Source organism: Zavarzinia aquatilis, assembly GCF_003173035.1.
GTDB lineage: Bacteria > Pseudomonadota > Alphaproteobacteria > Zavarziniales > Zavarziniaceae > Zavarzinia > Zavarzinia aquatilis.
The window spans coordinates 18076-38749 of the sequence record NZ_QGLE01000009.1; the positions used below are offsets into that span (position 1 = coordinate 18076).

A 20674-nucleotide genomic window follows, 5' to 3' on the forward strand; every position below is an offset into this window, starting at 1 on the left:
TATTGCCAGAGGAAATAATGTCGACAAGAAAGTGATAAAAATGACCATGGGCGAAGCGCTCGCGAAGATCTTCACCGTCGACCGGCTGAACAGCCCGGAAGTGGTGCGCAATCCCTATCCCTATTACGACGAACTGCGCGGGGCCGCTCCGCTTTTCGGTTATCGCGACTTCCCGCCCGGCACCGTGCCGGGGGTCGATCAGCCTGAACCGTCCTGGGTCGTGCTGTCCCACGCCGATGTCTCGCGCGTCGCCTTCGATCACGAAGCCTTCTCCTCTCGCGATGGCCTCCAGGAACAGTCGAGCGCGCCCACGCTGATGCTGGTGAACCATGACCGGCCGGAACACACGAGGTTGCGCAAGATCGCGGCCAAGGCTTTCTCGCCGGCGGCGGTCCAGGCTCTTGGCCCGGCCGTGCGCGAGCTGGTGCGGGATACCATGGCCGGCTTCTTCGACAGCCGGCCCGAAGGTACGCCGGTCGACGTGATGGCCGATTACTGCGCCTTGCTGCCGGCGCGGGTGATCGCCCTTGTCATGGGGGTGCCGCAATCGCGCGACCGGGACATCCGGCGCTGGGCGACCGCCTTCATGCTCTCGGCCGACCTCTCGGCGGAGGAGCGCCAGCGCTGCAATACCGAAGTCTGGGAATTCTACACGGGCCATGTGCGGGCCCAGATCGAGGCCCGCGCGCGGGGCGAGCGTTCGCCCGGCGACCTGCTCAATTCCTTCATCGAAACCGAGGTCGACGGCGAGCGCCTCGATGAGGACGAAATCATCCGTTTCTGCGTGACGGCCACGGTGGCGGGGGCCGAGACGACGAGCTTCCTGCTCGGCAATCTCTTCGCCGTGCTGGCCGACGAACCGGCGGTTTGGCCTGCGCTGCAGGCCGATCGCGGCAAATTCACCGCGGTCTACGAAGAGACGCTGCGCTTCCACGGCCCGCCCCAGCGCCTGTTCCGGGTGGCGACGCGCGACGTCGAAATCGGCCACGCCAAGATCCGCCGTGGCGACTGGGTCGCCTGCTTTTTCGGCGCGGCGAACTACGATGCCAGCGTCTTCCCCGAGCCCTATCGCTTCCGCCTCGACCGGCCGAATGGCAATCAGCACATGAGCTTCGGCCACGGCATCCATCGTTGCCTGGGGGCGCCCCTGGCGCGGCTCGAGGCCGAGATGACGGTGCTCGAACTGCTCGATCGCTACACGGCGCTGAAGCGCGCCGGCACGCTGCGCTGGCAGGGTGTCAGCCTGCTCAACCATGGGCCGGAGAGCAATCCGATCGCCTTCCACCGCAAGGCGCCGTAAGCGCCTGATCGCCGGAACTTCTGGCCCCGGATCCGTCCGGGGCCCTTTGCCGAAGAGACGCCGGCGCCGTGGGGGCCGGCGAAATGGGATTCGTCATGTCCGAAATCACTGTCACCTTCGTCCAGAAGGATGGGGAGCGCCGTCATTTCACCGCCGCCAGCGGCCAGACCCTGATGGAGGTCGGCCGCGCCGGCGACGTCCGCGGCATCCTCGGAGAATGCGGCGGCGCCTGCTCCTGCGGTACCTGCCGCGTCGTTGTCGAGGACGAGGCGCAGCGCCGACTGGTCGGCGACGCCGGGGGCCTCGAGGCTGATCTTCTGTTCTTCTTCGACGACAACCCGCCCGGTACCAGGCTCGCCTGCCAGATCCGTCTGGCGCCGGAGTTGGACCGTCTGGTGGTCACGGTCCCCCAGGATTGATCCAGACTGGGGCGATTAGACTTTCTCAATTTCCAAATAGTGTTTGACGGAAATTGTTGCCTTTGTGCAGTATTGGACCAAGCCCAAACAACAAACCGGGCGATAACAACAAGACGGGCGATCTGGGAGGGATCATGAACGCACAGGGAAATTCCGGCTGAAGCCCGGATACCGCCAGGCCGGGCCGCGCCCGCCATTGTAATCACATAAATTACGAACGGGATTCCCCGTCGCGATCGGAAGTGCCCGATGACCGTCATCCAGGTCGAGGGCGGCGCCATGCCTGGTGCCGGCCCTGCCGAAGAATTGCGCCTTCGTCTTGCCCGGCTGCAGGCCGGGGCGGCGGCCGAACCCTATCCGACAGCGCGCCGCCGGATCGACCGGCTCAACCGCTGCATCGCCATGCTGGTCGACGAGCGCGAGCGCATCGCGGCGGCCATCGCCGCCGACTATGGCCATCGGTCCTGGCATCAGACCATGATCGCCGAGATTTTCACCACGGTCGAGGCGTTGAAACACGCCCGTTCCCATGTGAACCGCTGGATGCGGCCCGAGCGCCGCCGCCTGCCGCTGCATCTTGCCCTGCTCGGCGCCCGCGGCCGGGTTTTCCATCAGCCGGTTGGCGTGGTCGGCGTGGTTGGGCCCTGGAATTTTCCGGTCAATCTGCTGCTCGCGCCGCTCGCCGGTATTCTCGCCGCCGGCAACCGCGCCCTGCTGAAGCCCTCGGAACACACGCCTGCGACCGCGGAGCTGCTCGCCGAGCTGGTGGCCGGGCGTTTCGATGCCGACGAAATCGCGATGGCGACCGGCGGACGCGCCGTCGCCGAGGCCTTCTGCCGCCTGCCCTTCGACCATCTGATCTATACCGGCGGGGGCGAGGTGGCGCGTCTCGTCATGCGGGCCGCGGCGGAAAATCTGGTGCCTGTCACGCTCGAACTCGGTGGCAAGTCGCCGGTGGTGATCGGCACGGGCGCCGATCTCGCCATGGCGGCGCGGCGCATCGTCGGCGGCAAGATGCTGAACATGGGCCAGGTCTGCCTCGCCCCCGATTACATCCTGGTCGCCGCCGGGCAGCGGGATGCGCTGGTCGCCGCCCTGACCGCCGAAATCGCCCGTCTCGCGCCCGAAGGGGCGGGTGGGGCCGATGTCTCGGCGATCGTCAACCAGAACCATTACGACCGGCTCGCCGCCTATCTCGCCGACGCGGCACGTCGGGGGGCGGCGATCGTCACGGCGCCGGGGCAGGCGCCGCTGCCGGAAGGCCGGCGGATGCCGATCACCCTCGTGGTCGACCCGCCGGCCGACGCCCGCGTGATGGCGGAAGAGATTTTCGGCCCCCTGATCGTGGTCCGGTCCACCGCCGGTTTCGAGGCCGCGGTAGAGGCGATCCGGGAGCGGCCCCGTCCGCTCGCCCTCTATTACTTCGGGCGCGACAGGGGCGAGATCGACCGCCTGACGCGTGAGACAGTCTCCGGCGCCCTGGTGATCGGTGACGTCATCATGCACTACACGGTCGAGGATCTGCCCTTCGGCGGTGCTGGTGCCAGCGGCATGGGCGCCTATCACGGCATCGACGGCTTCCGCCGCTTCTCGGTGCCCAAGGCGGTCTACCGCCAGACCTTCCTCGACACGAGCGCCCTGGTGCGTCCGCCCTTCGGCCCGCGGCGCAGCCGCCTGCTCGACCTGGCGATCCGAAAATGAGCCACGTGGAGAAAGATGCCGGCCTCGAGCGGCGCTACGAGGGTTTCGGCCTCACCGTCGAGGACAAGGGCATCGCCGTCCTCCGGCTCGACCGGCCGGAGTTCCGGAACGGCCTGACCTGGCCCTTCTGGCGCGATCTCGGCCGCGCCCTGCGCGACCTCGACGCTGGCGGTGATATCCGGGCCGCCATCATCGAGGCCGCCGGGCCGCACTTCAGCGCCGGCATGGCCTATGACTTCTTCCGCTGCAGCGAGCGGCCCGCGACCATGGACGCCGGACGGTTCAGCGAGACCCTGCGCCACGTCGTGCTCGACCTGCAGGACGCGGTCGCCAGCCTGGAACAGGTGAGGTTTCCGGTGATCGCCGCGGTGCAGGGCGGTTGCATCGGCGCGGCGCTCGATCTCGTCTGCGCCGCGACCTTCAGGCTGTGCAGTGCCGATGCCTATTTCCAGGCCGCGGAAGTCGACATGGGGCTTGCCCCCGACATGGGCACGCTGCAACGCCTGCAGTTGCTGGTGCCGGCCGGCGTCGCCGCGGACGTCGCGCTGACCGGCCGCGCCCTGCCGGCGGCGGAAGCACTGCACCACGGCCTGGTCAGCGCGGTGCTTCCCGATCATGGGGCGCTCGCCGGGGCCGCGCGCGACCTCGCGGCGCGCATCGCGGCCAAATCGCCGCTGGCCGTCGCCGGCATCAAGGCCGGCCTGCTGTTCGCCCGCGATCACGGTGTCGCCGCAGGCCTTGGCCTCAGCGCGGCCTGGAACGCCGGCATGTTCGTGACCGAGGACGTTCACCGTTCGGTCGTTGCCCGGCGCGAGCGTGCCCCCGCCGTCTATGGCCAGCTCAATCCCCGTCCGGCCGACTGGCTGTTCCGGGACGAGAAGCCCTGAAATCACAAGAAGAGGAGGAAACCATGACCCTTAAGCCGATAGATGTAACCAAAGCCGTTTTCACCGCCTTCGGTGCCGGCGACGTCGACGCCATTCTGGCCCTGATGCACGACGAGGTCCGGATCGAATTCTATGGTCCCTCGGTGATCCCCTATGCCGGTTTCTATGCCGGGGTGGAAGAGGCGCGCCGCTTCTTCGAAACGGTGCTTGCCTCGGTCGACATCCATCAGTTCGACGCCGAGGAATTCATCTGCGAGGCCGACAAGGTGGTGGTCACCGGCCACCTGAACCTGACGGCGCGGGCGACGGGCGGCCGCATCGACAGTGATTTCGTCCATGTCATCACGGTGGCGGACGGCAAATGGCTGCGCTTCCGCGATTTCATGAACACGGCGGTCGCCGTCGCCGCCTTCTCCACGCAGAAGGCGGCCTGAGCGATGGCCTCGGCGGCTCGCTCCCTCGGTACCGGCGAACGCCGCGCGGCCGTGCTGCGCGAGGTGGCGCTGGCCGATCTCGTCGTGCTCGGTCCCTTCGCCGTGCCCGGCCTCGCCGAGGCCTATCTCGGTCTCTGGTTCCAGCTGAACGGCGCCCTCGGCTTTGCCGCGGATGCGCCGCTGCTCGGCCCGACCGGCGGCCTTTTGCTCAACCTCCTCGGCTTCTTCGCCGTGCTTTCGGCGCTGCTCCGCCTGCGCGATCCCGGCGGGGTCGCCTGGCCCCTGGCCGGGATGGCCAAGGCGGTGGCGGTTGTCCTGATCGCCGCGGGCCTTGCCCGGGGCGCGGCACCGATCTTCGCCGTGGCGCTCGTGGCCGACGCCATCGCCTGCATCCGCCTTGCCCTGGCGGCGCGGCAGTCCTGACCGCGGCATTCCAACGATCTCGAGACAAAGGTCCGAAGCAGTGCAGAACACGCCTTTCCGAATTGCCCGCTGGGTCATGGCGAACCGCCTGGCCACCTTCGGCGTGGCCATCGCCCTGACCATCTTCTTCGCCCTCGGCCTGCGCAACGTCGAGCTGCGCACCATCTTCTCGGACCTGCTGCCGGCCGATCACCCCTATGTCCAGACCTTCAAGGATCATCCGAATTTCGGCAATCCGTTGACCATCACCCTGATGGTCAAGCGCAAGCAGGGCGACATCTACAACATCGAGACCCTGAACAAGATCTGGAACATCACGCGGGATGTCGATCTGGCGCCTGCCGTCGATCATGACCAGGTGCTCTCGATCACGACGGAAAAGGCGCGCTATGCCGAAGCGACGCCCGAAGGCATCGACGTGCAGCCGATCATGGGCGACCACCCGCCCCGCGACCAGGCCGACGTCGACGAATTCCGCCGCCGGGTGGAGATGTCGCCCAGCGCCCGGGCTTTCCTGATCTCCCAGGACCAGTCGGCGACCATCATCACGGTGACCTTCATCGAGCGCCTGCTCGATTACGGCCGGGTCTTCGACTACATGCAGACGCTCGTCGAGCGCGAGCGTGACGCCGATCACGAGGTCTATATGGCGGGCCAGCCGGCCCTGACCGGCTGGGTCTATCACTACCAGCACCAGATGCTGTGGATCTTCGCCATCACCCTGGCCGCGCTGGTGCTCTCGCTCGTCGTTTACATGCGGAACGTGATCGGTGTGCTGGTGCCGCTGGCCGCCAGCGCCGTGGCCGCCATCTGGGGCTTCGGCTTCGTCGGCTGGCTGGGCCTGCCGATCGAGCCGCTGATCATGGTCGTGCCGCTGCTTCATGTCGCGCGCTCGTTCAGTCACTGCGTGCAGTTCATCGAGCGTTATTGCGAGGTGCTGCACCATGTGAAGGACCGGCGCAAGGCGGCGGAGATTTCGCTGGGCGTCATGATGGTGCCCGGCACCCTCGGTATCGTCACCGATGCCATCGGCCTCTGCCTGATCGCGGTCGCCCCCATTCCCGTGATGGAACGTCTGGCGATATTCTGCGGCTTCTGGGCGTTCATGCTGGTGCCGGCGAATGTCTTCCTGACCCCGTTGCTGCTTTCGTGGCTGCCGGCACCGCGCAACATCCTGAAGATCACCGGCCGGGCCGGCGACCATGGCGTTCACGTGCTGATCCGCAACATGTTGCGCGGCCTCTCCACCTGGACCTTCGGCGGGCGCGCCCGCTACACCACGATCGCGGTCCTGCTGGTTTCCGCCTTCTGCATCTACCAGAATCTGAATGTGAAGATTGGCAATCCGGTCGAGGGGAGCAATCTTCTCTACTCGGAATCGGAATTCAACGTCGCCGTCGCCCGCATCAACGAACAATTCCCCGGTCTCAACCGGCTGGAGATCGTGCTGGAGGCGAAGAATCCGACCAATCCGAACCGGGTGGCGCGCCAGGCCCATACGATCGAAACCATGGCACGGATCGAGTATTTCCTCGAGAAGCAGCCGAACCCACCGGTCGCCACCCTGTCCTTCGCCGACTATCTGCCCGAGGCGAACCGCCTGTTCTCCGGCGGCAATCCGAAGTGGCTCCCGCTCGAGCGTGACGATGCCTCGGTCGGGGCCGCGGTCTCGGCCCTGATGTTCGGCACAAGTCCCAAAGCCTTCCTTCATGTAACCGACTTCGAGCAGCAGAACGCCACGATCTCGCTCTGGTACAAGGACAACACTCAGGAGACGGTCGACCGCGCGATCGAGCAGGCGCGCGCCGCCGTCGACCTGGTCGGCGCCGATCATCCGGATTTCCGGGTTCGCCTGGCGACCGGCTCCATCGCCCTGCAGCAATCGGTCAACGATGCGGTCGAGCACTACCACTGGATCATCCTGGGCCTGCTGAACCTGGCGATGTTCATCTCCTGCGCCCTTGCCTACAAATCTGTAACGGCAGGCATCCTGCTGCTCGTGCCCGTCAACCTGTCGAATTTCTTCCTGACCGCGGTGATGGTCGCCATGGGGCTCGGGCTCGACGTGAACAGCCTTCCCATCACGGCGATTGGCATTGGTGTCGGCATTGATTACGGCATCTATCTGCTCAGCCGGATCTGCGAGGAATATCAGGGCCACAAGGATTATGGCGCGTCGATCCTCGCCTCGGTGGCGACCACCGGCAAGGCGATCTTCTTCACCGCCTCGATCATGCTGCTCGGCATCCTGCCCTGGTACTTCCTCTCCGAGCTGAAGTTCCTCGCCGACATGGGTCTGCTCCTCGTCATGGTCATGCTGATCAACATGGTGATCGCGCTGATCGTGGTGCCGCTCCTCGTCTGGCTGGTGAAGCCTTCCTTCGTCAAGCGCGACGATCTGATCGTGGGCGAGGGGGTCGATCTCTCCGCCTATATCACCGACGACACAGAACTTCGCGTCCTCGCCGCCCGGTGATCCCCGCGGTCACCCCATAACACAGCCTCAGGGAGAAACATCATGCATATCAGAAAATACGACGCGGGCTACAGCCGGCGCCAGTTCATGGAACGTACCGCCAAGGGTATCGCCGCTGCCGGCGTCCTTCAGCCGCTCTGGCCGCTGATCGCCAATGCCCAGGACACCGCCAAGGCCTATCCCGAGGAACTGCGCTCGCTCGACGCCTATACCAAGGGCAAGGTGAAGGAGGGCGACATCGTCGATGCCTCCAACGTCGACCTGGTGAAGGACCTGCTCGATCCCATCTCCTACAAGCAGATCAAGGAGATGGGGCGCCGGATCAAGGTCGCGCCGACCACGCGGGACGTCACCAAGCTTTACAACACGAAGTATCTCGAAGCGACGGTGCGCAACGCCGGCAAGGCGAAGTTCGACGCCAGCGGCAATGTGGTGACCGAGGACGGCAAGCGCTGGATCGGCGGCAATCCCTTCCCCAACGCCAAGACCGGGGTCGAGGTCTATGCCAATCTCACGCTGTCCTGGGGGCGCAACGATCAGGCCTTCTATGCCGTGCGCGACTGGGACATCACGCCGTCCGGCAATGTCGCCTATCAGTACGATTTCTGCTGGGCGGAAGAGAATGTCAGCGGCCGCGTGAACGACACGGGCAAACCCTATGTCGACGGCGGCTTCGAGGACATGCTGCGCTTCCAGTCGGTCTTCTTCACGTCGCCGAACGACGTCAAGGGCACGTCCTTCCTGTCGAACTGGTTCTATGACCAGACCAAGTTCCCGGATCTGTTCGGTTACCTGCCGGCCTTCAAGCGCGAACGCCGCTTCCCGACCAACCAGCGGTTCGAGCCGCTGGTGCCCGGCATCACGCTGTTCCTGTCCGACGCCTGGCACGCTGGCGATCCCATGCTGACCTGGGGCAATTACAAGATCGTCGAGACCAAGCCCCATCTCGGTGTCACGGGCGGGAACTGGCACGGCGATCAGCCGAACTGGGAGCCGCCGGTGCACGGCGGGCCCAAGGGCCTCACCTTCTATGAATATCAGGTCGAATTCATCCCGGAAGTCCTGGTGATCGAGAGCGAGCCGACAGGTTACCCCCGCGCACCTGTGGGCAAGCGGCGCACCTATGTCGACGTCCGCAACATGATGTCGGTCGGCTGCAATACCTACGACCGGCGTGGCGAGCTGTGGAAGACGGTCGATGCCGCCTTCGGCCGGTTCGAGCGCGGCGATCTCTCGGTCAAGGACGGGAACGGCGAGGTCGTGTGGTCGGTGCAGTCCGTGATGTGCCATGACATCCAGGCAAACCGCATGAGCCGCTTCTATCTCGCGCAGGAAATTCCGGGCGGTTACAAGTGCGAATGGAATCAGGGAAGTCTCTACGAGCGTTACCTGACGATCCAGGCGATCCGTCGCCTGGGTTCGACCTGAGGGAGCGGTGCGATGAAGACGGCACAAGCCCTCGGCCTTCTGGCCATCCTGGCCGGGGTCTCCCCGGCCGCCGCCGGCGGCACCGGCGAATTCTCGCCGGTGCTTCAGGGAACGGCGCACGAAGCCATGTTCTGCCTTGCCGCGGATGGCGATTCCATGCTCGCCGTGGGCGCTCCCAACCTGGTCTTCGCCAGCACGGACAAGGGCGCCACCTGGCGCCCGGAGCCCGCGATCGCGACCGATGCCGCGCTGTTCGGCTGCCGCCTGAAGCATGGCGTCGGCCTGATCGTCGGCCAGCGGGGCACGACCTTCCGCGCCGTTGGCGGAAGCTGGTCCGCGGTGAAGCCGGTGACCGATGCCCGGCTCTTCGCGGTCGACCTGAACGCGGCCGGCCTTGCCGTCGCGGTCGGCGCCTTCGGCACGATGCTGGTCTCGACCGACAGTGGTCAGACCTGGGCGCCGGTCGCCTTCGACTGGTCGGCCACGAACGGCGAGGGATTCCAGCCCCATCTCTACGGCGTCGCCGTGGCGGTGGATGGCACCATCACCGTGGTCGGGGAGTTCGAGACCGTGCTGCGTTCGACCGATCGCGGCGCGAGCTGGTCGGTGGTCCATGGCGGCAAGGCATCGCTGTTCGACGTCAACCTGTCCGAGGACGGCGTGGGTTACGCGGTCGGGCAGAACGGCCGCGTGCTGCGCACCACCGATGGCGGCGCGAGCTGGCGGGTGGTGCCCAGCGGCACGGCGACCAATCTGCTCGGCGTCGGTCGCTCGCGCGAGGGGTCGGTCGTGGTGACCGGGCTTCGCGGGATGCTGGTCGGCAGTGACGCGGCCGATCGCTTCACGTCGGTAACGCCGGGCGATGTCGCCACCGGCTGGTATCAGCCGGTGGTCAGCCTGGGCGGCGGCCGCTGGCTGGTCGCGGGTAACGATGGACGGATCGTGCGCCTGTCGGCGGACGGTCAGTGACAACGGCCGCGACGAAGCGGCGGAAACAGAGGGGGCTGGAATGAGCAAGGGCAAGGTCAGGAAGGCGGCCGGACGGCGGTCGGAGACGCGGCTGGTGGTCGGCATGTTGGGCGGCGGCGCGCTGTGCGGCCTGGTGATGCCGGCCTTCGGCATCGACTTCACCGTATCGGGATTCATCCAGCATCAGATGGCGATCAAGCTGTCGGACAAGGAGAACCCGAACAACCAGTCGGGCGATCCCTTCAACGGCAAGGAAGTGCCGCTGAAGCCGCTGGGCATCGACCTCGGGGCGCTGGCGGCGGTCAACCGCGTCCTGTCCGCGGCATCGCTGCCGGTGCTGAACGACCTGACCAGCCCGCTCTTCGGCTCTGCTGTGACCTTGCCGCCGACCGGCTATCGCGACGTGCGCACCACGAGCAACGATCTGAACCTGATGATCAGCCGGCTCGAAGTGAACATGAACGCGGCCATCGACGCGAACTGGAGCGCCTCGGCGACGTTGCGTGCCGTCTATGACTGGAATCCCTACAAGGACGTTTCCGACGTCAATTTCTTCCAGACCCAGATGCGGGAAGGCGGCGGAGGGACGCCTTTCGAATACGCCCAGAAGAACTTCATGGTCGACTTCCCCAACGCGACCATCAACTATGTGAACGGGCCGTTCTTCGCCCGGCTGGGCAACCAGCAGATCGCCTGGGGCGAGGCAGTGTTCTTCCGCGTGCTCGACGTGCCCAACGGCCTCGACCTGCGCCGCCATCTGATCATGGATCCCGGGCTCGAGGAATATTCCGACAAGCGGGTGCCGGGCTTCGGTCTGCGCGCCTCCTATCAGATATCGCCCGACTGGGAAGTGGAAGGTTTCATCCAGAAGTTCGAGCCGACGATCTATCCCAACCCGTCGTCGCCCTACAATATCATCCCCGATCAGTTCACCCTGCATGATCGCTACGACGGTTACGCCGACAACCTGTGGAATGTCGGCGGTCGCGTCCGCGGTCAGCTCGGTCCCCTCGGCCTGCAGTTCATCGCGGTTTCGCGGCACAATCCGGACGGCGCCATCCGCTGGACCAAGTCTGGCCAATCGGCGGATATTCCGCTGCTGCCCGGCTCCGGCAAGACATTGGCCGAGACGCCGTTCGAGGTCGATCAGGCCCGCGGCGTGAAAAGTCAGGAGGAATGGTTCGATTACGCCGGTTCTGTCCGCCTCGATGGCGTTCAGGCACTCAATTCGGCGGTCGACGATTTCCAGCCCGCGACCGGCGCGCTGACCGCCTACAACGTCGGCAACAGCCCCTCGCTGGCGGCCGGGGAACTCGATACGTTCTTCTGGCTCTCGGGCGGGCTGCGCGGCCATATCGAGCGCGTGTTCCCCTACGAGAACGTCTTCGGTGCCAGCGCCAACTATGTCTTCGAGGGCGAGCCCGGTTCCTTCTTCGAGCAGCTCATCACCCGTGTCGAGATGACCTATACGCCGGACAAGGTGTTCACGGCGCCGTCCCTGACCAAGACGTTCCAGATCAAGGACGAATGGGCCTTCGCCGCCGTGGTCGAGAAATGGTACCGCTGGAGCGAGGATTTTCCCGCCGCCTATCTGGTCGCGCAATATATCTACAAGTCGGCGAGTGATCTCTTCGGTCGCAGTCTCGACGGCTATGGTGGCGACGCGACCGGCCTGCACGGCGGGATCGAGAATTACCAGGCGGTCGCCTTCGCCGGCTTCCAGCCCTCGCCGTCCCTCGAATGGCGTTTCGAATGGGCCGTGCTCTATGACGTGCGGGGGGGCTGGTACATCCAGCCCGGCGTGCGCTGGAAGCCAGACGACAAGTGGCAGGTCGATATCCACGCCACCGTGATCGCGGGGCGCGACGACAATCGCAATGCCGTCTCGACCCTCGACTTCGCCGACGAACTGGCGCTGCGCGTCACCTATCAATTCTGAAAGCCGGCTTCCCCCCGGCTCGACTGGGGGAGGGGCGGACCGCCACGGCTCCCGCGCCTCCCCCATTTTTTTGCCTGGGCGAAGCGACAAGAGAGGACAAGAGGGATGAGAAGGATCGGCATCGGCCTTGCGGCGGGTATCGGCGCGCTCTCCGTCGCCATGATGGCCTATGGCCAGGATGCGCCGGTCGCCGTGAACGGCGCCAGTTTCACGCTCGATGGCTTCGGCGGCGGCGACGAGCACGGCTCGGCTGCGGGCGGTGGCGCCAGCGTCACCCTGCCGCTGGGGCGCCTCGGCCTGCAGGTCGACGGCATCGCCGGTTATGCGGCGAACGAGAAGGATTACTGGGGCGGGGCGGCGCAGATCTATCTGCGCGATCCGGCAAGTCACCTGATCGGTGTCGCGGCATCGGGCTTTTCGGTCGATGGCACGTCGCAATATTCGGTCTCGGCGATCGGCGAATATTACATCGACAAGGTCACGCTCGAAGGCGTGCTGGGTTACCAATGGGGTGACATCGCCCGGGGGCCGGTCGCTCGCGCCGGCTTCTCCTATTACGCGGCTGACGATTTCCGCTTCGGGATCGGTGTCGGCTATGGCGAGGACAAGGACGTTGCCGCGGACGCGGAGCTCGAGTATCTGGCGTTGCCGCAGACCGGCCTCGCTCTCTATGCTTCGGGCGCCTTCGACAATGCGGGCGCGCTCGGGCTTGTCGGCTTGCGGCTCTACCTGGGCGGGGGTGACGGGGCGACCTCGCTGCTGGCGCGCCATCGTCAGGGTGGACGACCGAATTTCCTGCTTGCTGCCCCCGCGATCACGGGGGCGCGGCTCATCGGCCGGACCGCCGGCGCGCTGAATGCCGGCACGGCGCTGGGCGACATGCCGGCGGTGGTGGCGCCCGCCGCCCGGGGCATGGCGGGTGAAGCCATGCCCGGGCTCCTGGGCGACATTTTCGCGACCGATCAGGACCAGGCGCCACTGGGAGGCCTGCTGGGCGGCATCCTGCCGGCTGGCAGCACCGGCACGCCCGTCGATTCCCTTCCGGTGGTGGGCGATCTCGTGGGCAGCCTGGTGGAAATTCTGTCTCCCGAGACGCTCCGGGTCGGCGATCTGCCGACCGGGGCGGGCGCGCTCGCCGGGGTTCCGCTGGCGGGCGATCTTCTCGGCCTGTTGCCGGCCGAGGGTGTGCCTGTCCTGCTGGGCAGCCTGAAGCCCCAACAGCTCCTGACCGGCCTCGCGCCCAATCTGCTTGGCGGGCTGACCGATCCGGCCGTGCTGTCCGGGTTGTTCGACAACCTGACCGGGGGCACGCTCGGCAATCTGCTGGGCGGCATCCTGGGCGATGTGCCGATGCCCTCGCTCCTGCCCTGACCGCCATGCACATCCGGCGTTACGACCGAACCTATTCCCGGCGCCACTTCCTCGGGCAGGCGGCGCGCGGCGCCTTCTCCGCCGGTCTGCTGGCGCCGCTCTGGCCGGTGCTGGCGGCGGCCGGGGACGCTGCCGCGGCCTATCCCGAGGAGCTGCGCTCGATCGAGGCCTATACCGGCGGCAAGCTCGCCGCCGGGCAGGACATCACGGCCGACAATGTCGACCTGGTGCGCGATCTGCTCGATCCCGTGCAGGTCCGGCAGATCCGCGAGATGGGCCGGCGCCTGCGCCTCGCCCCGGTGACCTCGGACATCATGCGCCTCGGCCCCTGGGACTATCTCGAGGCGACATTCCGCAACAAGGGCAAGGCCCGCTTCGATGCCGACGGCAACATCGTCACGGACGAGGGCAGGCCCTGGAGCGGCGGTCACCCCTTTCCGGCGAGCACGGACGGGCTGCAGGCCTTTGCCGGCCAGACCCTGAGCTGGGGCCGTCACGACGCCTCGGTCTATGCCATCAGGGAATGCGACATCGGTGTCGGCGGCGCCGTCGATTACCGCTACGAGGCGGCCTGGGCCGAAATGTCGCCGGTCGCCCGCGTCACCATGGATCCCCGGCCCTATCTGCCCGGCCAGGAAGACAAGCTGCGCTACCAGGCCATTTTCTTCACCGCACCGGACGACGTGCGGGGCGGCTCGTTCCTCAATGTATGGCCCTACGACCAGCGGAAGTTCCCGGACCTCTTCGGTTATGTGCCCAGCTTCAAGCGAATCCGCCGCTATCCGACCAACCAGCGCTTCGAGCCCATGCTGCCAGGCTCCGACCTCTATCTGTCGGATGCCTGGGCGGCGGGCGATCCCTATCTGACCTGGGGGAACTACCGGGTGGTCGGCACCGGGCCGGCGCTTGCCGCGCTGTCGGGCAATTGGTCCGGGCAACACGCCAATTGGGAAAAGCCGACCCATGGCGGGCCGCGTGGCCTCACCTTCTACGATACGGTGGTCGAGCTGGTCCCTCAGGCGATCACGGTCGAGGCCGAACCGGTGATGTTTCCGCGCGCGCCGGTCTCGAAGAAACAGGTGCGCTTCGACCTGCGCACCATGCTGCCCATCACCATGGTCAGCTATGACCGGCGGGGGCAGCTCTTCCGCTCCTTCGACGGGGCCTATTCACTTTATGACGACGGCAAGGACCGGGTGATGGACGGGGCGCGGCCCTATTGGTCGTGGACCCATGTCCATGCCTTCAATGTGCAGACCGGGCGCATGACGCGGATCGAGCAGGTGGCGCGGCTCTCGGGCGGCGATGTCATGCGGGTGAACGACCCGGAAATCTACGACCTCTATCTGACTCAAGGGGCGATGCAACGCCGCGGACGCTAGGGCGGCGTCCGCCTCCCCGCTGGGGGCATCTCGCACGAAAAAAAAGGCCGGGGCGTCGCCACCCCGGCCTTCTTTCAGTCGGATGCCCGCGCGATCAGGCGGCGAGCAGGCCGCGCAGCACATACTGCAGGATGCCGCCGTTCTTGAAGTAGCCAACCTCATCCACCGTGTCGATGCGGAGGAGGAGGGGGATTTCCTTCACGGTGCCATCCGCCTTGGTGATGCGGCAGGTCACGTCCATGCGCGGGGTCAGATTCTCGGCGAAACCGACGAGGTCGATCACGTCCGTGCCCTCGAAGCCGATCGACTTGCGGTCGGCGCCGTCCTTGAACACGAGCGGCAACACGCCCATGCCGACCAGATTCGAGCGGTGGATGCGCTCGAAGCTCTCGGCGATCACGGCCTTGACGCCGAGCAGGTTGGTGCCCTTCGCCGCCCAGTCGCGCGACGAGCCGGTGCCATATTCCTTGCCGGCGACGACGATCAGGGGCACGCCGGCCTTCTGATACTTCATCGAGGCGTCGTAGATGGCTTCGGTCTTCGGCTCGGCGATGGTCTCGCCCGGCTTGCCGAAATACTTGGTCACGCCGCCTTCGGTGCCGGGGACCAGTTCGTTCTTGATGCGGATGTTGGCGAAGGTGCCGCGCATCATGACTTCGTGGTTGCCGCGGCGGGCGCCGTACTGGTTGAAGTCGGCCTGGTCGACCTTGTTCTTCACCAGATACTTGCCGGCCGGGCTGTCCTTCTTGATGTTGCCGGCGGGCGAGATGTGGTCGGTCGTGATCGAGTCCGCGAAGATCGCCAGGATGCGGGCGCCGGTGACCTCGGAAACGGCCTTCGGGGTCGCGGGCATCTTGTCGAAATAGGGCGGGTTCTGGATGTAGGTCGACTTGTTGTCCCAGGCATAGGTCTGGGATTCCGTGGTCTTGACCTTCTTCCAGTTGGTGTCGCCGCCGAACACGTCCTTGTACTGGGCGCGGAACTGGCTGGCGGTCACGCATTTGCGCACCGTCTCGGTGATTTCCTCGTTGGTCGGCCAGATGTCCTTGAGGTAGACCGGCTTGCCGCCCTTGCCCGTGCCGATCGGATCCTTGGTCAGGTCGATCTTCAGCGAGCCGGCGATGGCATAGGCGACGACCAGCATCGGCGAGCCGAGATAGTTGGCCTTCACCAGCGGATTGACGCGGCCCTCGAAGTTGCGGTTGCCGGAGATGACGGCACCGGCGACGAGATCGCCCTTGGTCACCGCGTCGGCGACTTCCTCAGGGAGAGGGCCCGAGTTGCCGATGCAGGTGGTGCAGCCATAGCCGACCAGGTTGAAGCCGAGCTTGTCCAGCGCCTTGTCGACGCCGGCCTTGGCCAGGTAATCGGTCACGACCTTGGAGCCGGGCGCGAGCGAGGTCTTCACCCAGGGCTTCACCTTGAGGCCGAGGGCCACGGCCTTCTGCGCCAGCAGGCCGGCGCCCAGCATCACGCTCGGGTTCGAGGTATTGGTGCAGGAGGTGATGGCGGCGATGGTGACATGGCCGTGGTCGACTTCATACTTGCCGCTGGCGACCTTGACCGGCTGGCTTTCCTTGCCCGCCTTGTCGAAGCCGGGCTTCGGCTTCACCAGTTCGGCCATGAAGTTCTCGGCGATGCCCGACAGGGGCACGCGGTCCTGCGGACGGCGCGGGCCGGCCAGCGACGGCTCGACCGACGAGATGTCGAGTTCGAGGGTCGAGGAGAACACCGGGTCCTTGCTGCGCGCGGTACGCCACAGGCCGTTGGCCTTGGCATATTCCTCGACCAGGGCGACGCGGCCCGGCTTGCGGCCGGTCGACTTCAGGAAGTTGATGGTCTCGGCGTCGATCGGGAAGAAGCCGCAGGTCGCGCCATATTCCGGCGCCATGTTGGCGATGGTCGCGCGGTCGGCGAGCGAGAGCTGGTCGAGGCCCGGGCCGTAGAATTCGACGAACTTGCCGACGACGCCATGCTTGCGCAGCATCTGGGTCACGGTCAGCACGAGGTCGGTCGCGGTGGTGCCTTCCTTCAGCTTGCCCTTCAGCTTGAAGCCGACGACTTCGGGGATCAGCATCGAGATGGGCTGGCCCAGCATCGCGGCTTCCGCCTCGATGCCGCCGACGCCCCAGCCGAGAACCGCGAGGCCGTTCACCATGGTGGTGTGGCTGTCGGTGCCGACCAGCGTGTCGGGATAGGCGACGTTGACGCGGCCTTCCTTGGCCGTCCACACGGTCTGCGCCAGATATTCGAGGTTCACCTGGTGGCAGATGCCGGTGCCCGGGGGCACGACGCGGAAGTTGTTGAACGCCTGCTGGCCCCAGCGCAGGAAGCCGTAACGCTCGGCGTTACGTTCGTATTCCAGCTTCACATTGTCCTTGAAGGCGGCCTTGGAGCCGAACTCGTCGACGATCACCGAATGGTCGATGACGAGGTCGACGGGCGAGAGCGGGTTGATCTTGTTCGGGTCGCCGCCCATCGAGGCCATGGCGTCGCGCATCGCGGCGAGGTCGACCACGGCGGGAACGCCGGTGAAGTCCTGCATCAGGACGCGCGCCGGGCGGAAGGCGATCTCGCGGTCGGACTTCTTGTCCTTCAGCCACTGGGCGACGGCCTTGATGTCGTCGACGGTGACGGTGGTGCCGTTCTCGTTGCGCAGGAGGTTCTCGAGCAGGACCTTCAGGGAGACGGGCAGAAGGGACAGGTCGCCCAGTTCCTTCTCGGCAGCCTTGAGGCTGAAGTAGTCGTAGGAGGATTTGCCTACGGTCAGTTTTTTGCGGGTCTTCAGGCTGTCGAGCGAGGGCACGGAGCGACTCCATGAATGAACAATTCAGGCGACGACACGAAGGGCATGAGGACCGCGGCTGCGATCAGCCTCGTGGATCGGTTGCGAGCATAGTGAGACGATGCGCGCTCGTGAAGTCCCGACGATGGTCGTGGCCCCTTGATCCGCGCGATTTTTCTGGCTAGGCGGCCGCGCGTGCCTATGATGCGCGCGAATTGACCTGCTGGAAGGAGCCCGACCATGGCCGTGCATGTCGAGACCAAGGGTCCGGTGACGACGATCATCCTGTCGCGCCCTCATGCGCGAAACGCCGTCGACCGTCCGACGGCGGAAGCCCTGGCCGATGCCTTCCGCGCCTTCGATGCCGACGAAGAGGCGCGCGTCGCCGTGCTTTGGGGCGATCACGGCACCTTCTGCGCAGGCGCCGATCTGAAAGCCTTCGCGACCGGCGAGAACATGAACCGGGTCGAGCCCGACGGCGACGGGCCGATGGGGCCGACCCGTCTCGATCTGTCGAAGCCGGTGATCGCGGCGATTTCGGGACATGCGGTCGCGGGCGGTCTCGAACTCGCGCTCTGGGCCGACATGCGGATCGCGGAAGACGATGCGATCCTCGGCGTGTTCTGCCGCCGATTCGGCGTGCCGCTGATCGACGGCGGCACGGTGCGCCTGCCGCGCGTCATCGGCTTCGGCCGGGCCATGGATCTCATCCTGACCGGCCGCGCCGTCGGCGCCGCCGAGGCGCTGTCGATGGGCCTCGTCAACCGTGTCGTTCCGACCGGCACGGCGCGCGCGGCGGCGGAGGCGCTGGCGGCCGAGATCGCCGCGTTCCCGCAGGACTGCATGAAGGCCGACCGGCGTTCCGCCTACGAGCAATGGACGCTCTCGCTCGACAGCGCGCTGCAGAACGAATTCTATATCGGCACCAGCGTTCTCGACGAGGCCGCCAGTCGCGCGAAGCGTTTCGTCGAAGGCGCGGGCCGCGGCGGCGCCAAGGTCGACTGAGCGATCATGCTGGCGACCACGGGCCTCGGCATCATCCGGGGCGAGCGGGCGGTCTTCACCGACATCGACCTCGCGGTCGAGCCGGGCGAGGCGGTCGTGTTGCGCGGGCCGAACGGCGCCGGCAAATCGACGCTGCTGCGCATCCTCGCCGGTCTGCTGTCGCCGACCGTCGGCCGCGTGACCTGGGACGGCGCAGCCATCGCCGATGACCGCGAGGCTCACGGACGCCGGCTGCGTTACGCCGGCCATGGCGATGCGCTGAAGCTCGCGCTCACGGCCTTCGACAATCTCGCCTTCTGGGCCCGCTTCGAGGGCACGCCGGTCGAGGCCGTCGACGACGCGCTCGACCGCCTCGGCCTTGGCGCCCTCGGCATGTTGCCGGCGGGTGTCATGTCGGCGGGGCAGAAACGCCGTCTCGGTCTTGCCCGCCTTGCCCTCGCCCCCCGGCCGCTCTGGCTGCTCGACGAGCCGACGGTCAGCCTCGACGCTGCCTCGGTCGATCTGCTCGCCGGCATGATCTGGGATCATCGCGCCGCGGGCGGCATGGTCGTCGTCGCCACCCATGACGGTCTGTCGCTGCCCAACGCCCGGACCTTCGTTCTGGAGAAGGCGGCATGATGTCGTATTGCGTGGCAAGCCCCCACCTCACCCCGGCCCTCGCCCCCCTGAAGGGCGGAGAGGGGGCTGGGGTCTCCGTCGAGGTGCCGCGATGAGTGCCTTCCTCGCCCTGCTGCGGCGCGACCTGCGCCTTGCCTTCGCGCAGGGCGGCTCGGTCGGGCTCGTCATCGGTTTCTTCGTCATCGCGGCGACGCTGTTCCCCCTCGCCTCCGGGCCGGAGCGGGCGGAGCTGGCGCGGGTGGCGCCGGCGGTAATCTGGATCGGCGCGTTGCTGGCGACGCTGCTCTCCCTCGACCGGCTGTTCCAGGCCGATCTCGAGGACGGCAGTCTCGACCTGCTGCTGGTCGGCGGGACGCCGTCGTCCGTGGTCGTGCTGGCGAAATGCCTTGCCCATTGGCTGTCGACCGGCTTGCCGCTGGTCCTCGTCTCGCCGCTGCTTGGACTGCTGCTCGGACTCGATCCCGTCGGCATCGTGATGCTGGTCAAGACGCTGCTGCTCGGCACGCCGACCCTGTCGCTGATCGGCGCGGTCGGGGCGGGGCTGACCGTCGGCGTGCGGCGGGCCGGCATCCTGATCGCGGTGCTGATCCTGCCGCTTTATGTTCCCGTGCTGATCTTCGGGGCGGGGGCGGTCGATCTCGCCGCCCTCGGCCTCGATACCGGGCCGTCGCTGGCCCTGCTCGGCGCCGTGCTGCTGGTCAGCCTGCCGGTCGGCACCCTCGGCGCGGCTGCGGCACTTCGCCTTGCTGTGCTTTAGGATGATTTGGATCATATTGTCGGGCGGGGCGGTCAAGGATAAGACATCATCATGTTGACGCGCCTCGCCAACCCGACCCGCTTCCTGCGCCTCGCCGACCGGCTGCTGCCCTGGCTCGGCGGGCTGACCGTGCTTGCCTTCATCGCCGGCACCGTCTGGGGCCTGGGCTATGCCCCGGCGGATTATCAGCAGGGCGACACGGTGCGCATCATGTTCGTTCATGTGCCTGCGGCCTGGCTCGCCATGTTCGGTTATTCCTTCATGGCCATCGCGAGTTTCGTCGGCCTCGTCTGGAAACATCCGCTGGCCGATGTCGCGGCCAAGGCGGCGGCGCCGCTCGGCGCCGGCTTCTGCCTCGTCGCCCTCGTCACGGGCTCGCTCTGGGGCCAGCCGATGTGGGGCACCTGGTGGGTATGGGACGCGCGCCTGACCTCGATGCTGGTGCTGTTCTTCCTCTATGTCGGCTATATCGCCCTGTGGTCGGCCATCGACGAGCCGGAGCGGGCCTCGAAGGCAGCGGCCATTCTCGCCCTCGTCGGCGCGGTCAATGTGCCGATCGTGAAATTCTCGGTCGACTGGTGGTCGACCCTGCATCAGCCCTCTTCGGTGATGCGGCTCGACGGGCCGACCATCGACCCGTCGATCCTGTGGCCGCTGCTGGTCAACGCCATCGCCTTCCAGCTCTATTTCGTCACCGTCCTCTTGTGGCGGATGAAGGCGGAGCTGATCGGCCGGCGGGTGCGGGCGCTCACCCTCGGCCTCGCCGCGCGGGAAGCCTGA

General features: G+C 66.6%; 17 protein-coding genes. 16 read left to right on the forward strand and 1 reads right to left on the reverse strand.

What is annotated here, in order from left to right; translation table 11 throughout:
• Window positions 1-40 precede the first annotated feature (40 nt).
• The 12 genes from DKG74_RS14905 to DKG74_RS14960 all read left to right on the forward strand — a co-directional run bounded on the left by DKG74_RS14905 (window position 41) and on the right by DKG74_RS14960 (window position 14729).
• A complete protein-coding gene (locus DKG74_RS14905; RefSeq protein ID WP_165837710.1) occupies window positions 41-1300 on the forward strand; it encodes a cytochrome P450 in 1260 nt (419 codons plus the stop codon).
• A gap of 95 nt (window positions 1301-1395) precedes the next feature.
• Window positions 1396-1719 carry a 2Fe-2S iron-sulfur cluster-binding protein gene (locus DKG74_RS14910; protein ID WP_109906972.1) on the forward strand — a complete coding sequence of 108 codons (324 nt, stop codon included), beginning with the start codon at window positions 1396-1398 and terminating at the stop codon, window positions 1717-1719.
• Between the two features lie 249 nt (window positions 1720-1968).
• Window positions 1969-3420 (forward strand): aldehyde dehydrogenase family protein, encoded by a 1452-nt coding sequence (locus DKG74_RS14915; RefSeq protein ID WP_109906973.1) that lies wholly within the window; start codon window positions 1969-1971, stop codon window positions 3418-3420.
• Window positions 3417-4307 carry an enoyl-CoA hydratase-related protein gene (locus tag DKG74_RS14920; protein WP_109906974.1) on the forward strand — a complete coding sequence of 297 codons (891 nt, stop codon included), beginning with the start codon at window positions 3417-3419 and terminating at the stop codon, window positions 4305-4307. The genes DKG74_RS14915 and DKG74_RS14920 overlap by 4 nt, the downstream gene beginning before the upstream one ends.
• A gap of 23 nt (window positions 4308-4330) precedes the next feature.
• Window positions 4331-4741 (forward strand): nuclear transport factor 2 family protein, encoded by a 411-nt coding sequence (locus DKG74_RS14925; protein ID WP_207779373.1) that lies wholly within the window; start codon window positions 4331-4333, stop codon window positions 4739-4741.
• A gap of 3 nt (window positions 4742-4744) precedes the next feature.
• Entirely contained in the window at window positions 4745-5164 is a 420-nt protein-coding gene (locus DKG74_RS14930) for a hypothetical protein (RefSeq protein WP_109906975.1), read from the forward strand.
• A gap of 76 nt (window positions 5165-5240) precedes the next feature.
• Window positions 5241-7640 carry an efflux RND transporter permease subunit gene (locus tag DKG74_RS14935; protein ID WP_207779374.1) on the forward strand — a complete coding sequence of 800 codons (2400 nt, stop codon included), beginning with the start codon at window positions 5241-5243 and terminating at the stop codon, window positions 7638-7640.
• 42 nt (window positions 7641-7682) lie between these two features.
• Window positions 7683-9068, forward strand: coding sequence for a DUF1329 domain-containing protein (locus DKG74_RS14940; RefSeq protein ID WP_109906977.1), 1386 nt, complete (start codon window positions 7683-7685; stop codon window positions 9066-9068).
• 12 nt (window positions 9069-9080) lie between these two features.
• Entirely contained in the window at window positions 9081-10037 is a 957-nt protein-coding gene (locus DKG74_RS14945; RefSeq protein ID WP_109906978.1) for a sialidase family protein, read from the forward strand.
• Window positions 10038-10077: 40 nt separating this feature from the next.
• A complete protein-coding gene (locus DKG74_RS14950; protein WP_109906979.1) occupies window positions 10078-11976 on the forward strand; it encodes a DUF1302 family protein in 1899 nt (632 codons plus the stop codon).
• Window positions 11977-12081: 105 nt separating this feature from the next.
• Entirely contained in the window at window positions 12082-13347 is a 1266-nt protein-coding gene (locus DKG74_RS14955; protein WP_109906980.1) for a hypothetical protein, read from the forward strand.
• A 5-nt stretch (window positions 13348-13352) separates the two neighbouring features.
• Window positions 13353-14729 (forward strand): DUF1329 domain-containing protein, encoded by a 1377-nt coding sequence (locus DKG74_RS14960; RefSeq protein WP_109906981.1) that lies wholly within the window; start codon window positions 13353-13355, stop codon window positions 14727-14729.
• Between the two features lie 94 nt (window positions 14730-14823).
• Here the strand turns inward: DKG74_RS14960 and acnA are convergent, their stop codons facing one another.
• Window positions 14824-17535, reverse strand: coding sequence for an aconitate hydratase AcnA (gene acnA, locus DKG74_RS14965; RefSeq protein WP_109906982.1), 2712 nt, complete (start codon window positions 17533-17535; stop codon window positions 14824-14826).
• Window positions 17536-17754: 219 nt separating this feature from the next.
• On the opposite strand from acnA, the gene DKG74_RS14970 reads away from it, so the two are divergent.
• From DKG74_RS14970 to DKG74_RS14985, 4 genes are all read left to right on the forward strand, one after another.
• Entirely contained in the window at window positions 17755-18519 is a 765-nt protein-coding gene (locus tag DKG74_RS14970) for a crotonase/enoyl-CoA hydratase family protein (RefSeq protein ID WP_109906983.1), read from the forward strand.
• 6 nt (window positions 18520-18525) lie between these two features.
• The gene (ccmA, locus tag DKG74_RS14975) at window positions 18526-19137 is read left to right on the forward strand and encodes a heme ABC exporter ATP-binding protein CcmA (protein ID WP_109906984.1); all 612 of its coding nucleotides are present in this window, start codon (window positions 18526-18528) and stop codon (window positions 19135-19137) included.
• A gap of 91 nt (window positions 19138-19228) precedes the next feature.
• Entirely contained in the window at window positions 19229-19894 is a 666-nt protein-coding gene (gene ccmB, locus DKG74_RS14980) for a heme exporter protein CcmB (RefSeq protein WP_109906985.1), read from the forward strand.
• A gap of 54 nt (window positions 19895-19948) precedes the next feature.
• Window positions 19949-20674: a heme ABC transporter permease gene (locus tag DKG74_RS14985; protein ID WP_109907121.1), complete on the forward strand. Its 726-nt coding sequence runs from the start codon at window positions 19949-19951 to the stop codon at window positions 20672-20674.

Bases quoted from the DNA above. Each gene is read 5' to 3' on its own strand.
- DKG74_RS14905 (WP_165837710.1), top strand. From the start codon at position 41: ATGACCATGGGCGAAGCGCTCGCGAAGATCTTCACCGTCGACCGGCTG.
- DKG74_RS14910 (WP_109906972.1), top strand. From the start codon at position 1,396: ATGTCCGAAATCACTGTCACCTTCGTCCAGAAGGATGGGGAGCGCCGT.
- DKG74_RS14915 (WP_109906973.1), top strand. From the start codon at position 1,969: ATGACCGTCATCCAGGTCGAGGGCGGCGCCATGCCTGGTGCCGGCCCT.
- DKG74_RS14920 (WP_109906974.1), top strand. From the start codon at position 3,417: ATGAGCCACGTGGAGAAAGATGCCGGCCTCGAGCGGCGCTACGAGGGT.
- DKG74_RS14925 (WP_207779373.1), top strand. From the start codon at position 4,331: ATGACCCTTAAGCCGATAGATGTAACCAAAGCCGTTTTCACCGCCTTC.
- DKG74_RS14930 (WP_109906975.1), top strand. From the start codon at position 4,745: ATGGCCTCGGCGGCTCGCTCCCTCGGTACCGGCGAACGCCGCGCGGCC.
- DKG74_RS14935 (WP_207779374.1), top strand. From the start codon at position 5,241: ATGGCGAACCGCCTGGCCACCTTCGGCGTGGCCATCGCCCTGACCATC.
- DKG74_RS14940 (WP_109906977.1), top strand. From the start codon at position 7,683: ATGCATATCAGAAAATACGACGCGGGCTACAGCCGGCGCCAGTTCATG.
- DKG74_RS14945 (WP_109906978.1), top strand. From the start codon at position 9,081: ATGAAGACGGCACAAGCCCTCGGCCTTCTGGCCATCCTGGCCGGGGTC.
- DKG74_RS14950 (WP_109906979.1), top strand. From the start codon at position 10,078: ATGAGCAAGGGCAAGGTCAGGAAGGCGGCCGGACGGCGGTCGGAGACG.
- DKG74_RS14955 (WP_109906980.1), top strand. From the start codon at position 12,082: ATGAGAAGGATCGGCATCGGCCTTGCGGCGGGTATCGGCGCGCTCTCC.
- DKG74_RS14960 (WP_109906981.1), top strand. From the start codon at position 13,353: ATGCACATCCGGCGTTACGACCGAACCTATTCCCGGCGCCACTTCCTC.
- DKG74_RS14970 (WP_109906983.1), top strand. From the start codon at position 17,755: ATGGCCGTGCATGTCGAGACCAAGGGTCCGGTGACGACGATCATCCTG.
- ccmA (WP_109906984.1), top strand. From the start codon at position 18,526: ATGCTGGCGACCACGGGCCTCGGCATCATCCGGGGCGAGCGGGCGGTC.
- ccmB (WP_109906985.1), top strand. From the start codon at position 19,229: ATGAGTGCCTTCCTCGCCCTGCTGCGGCGCGACCTGCGCCTTGCCTTC.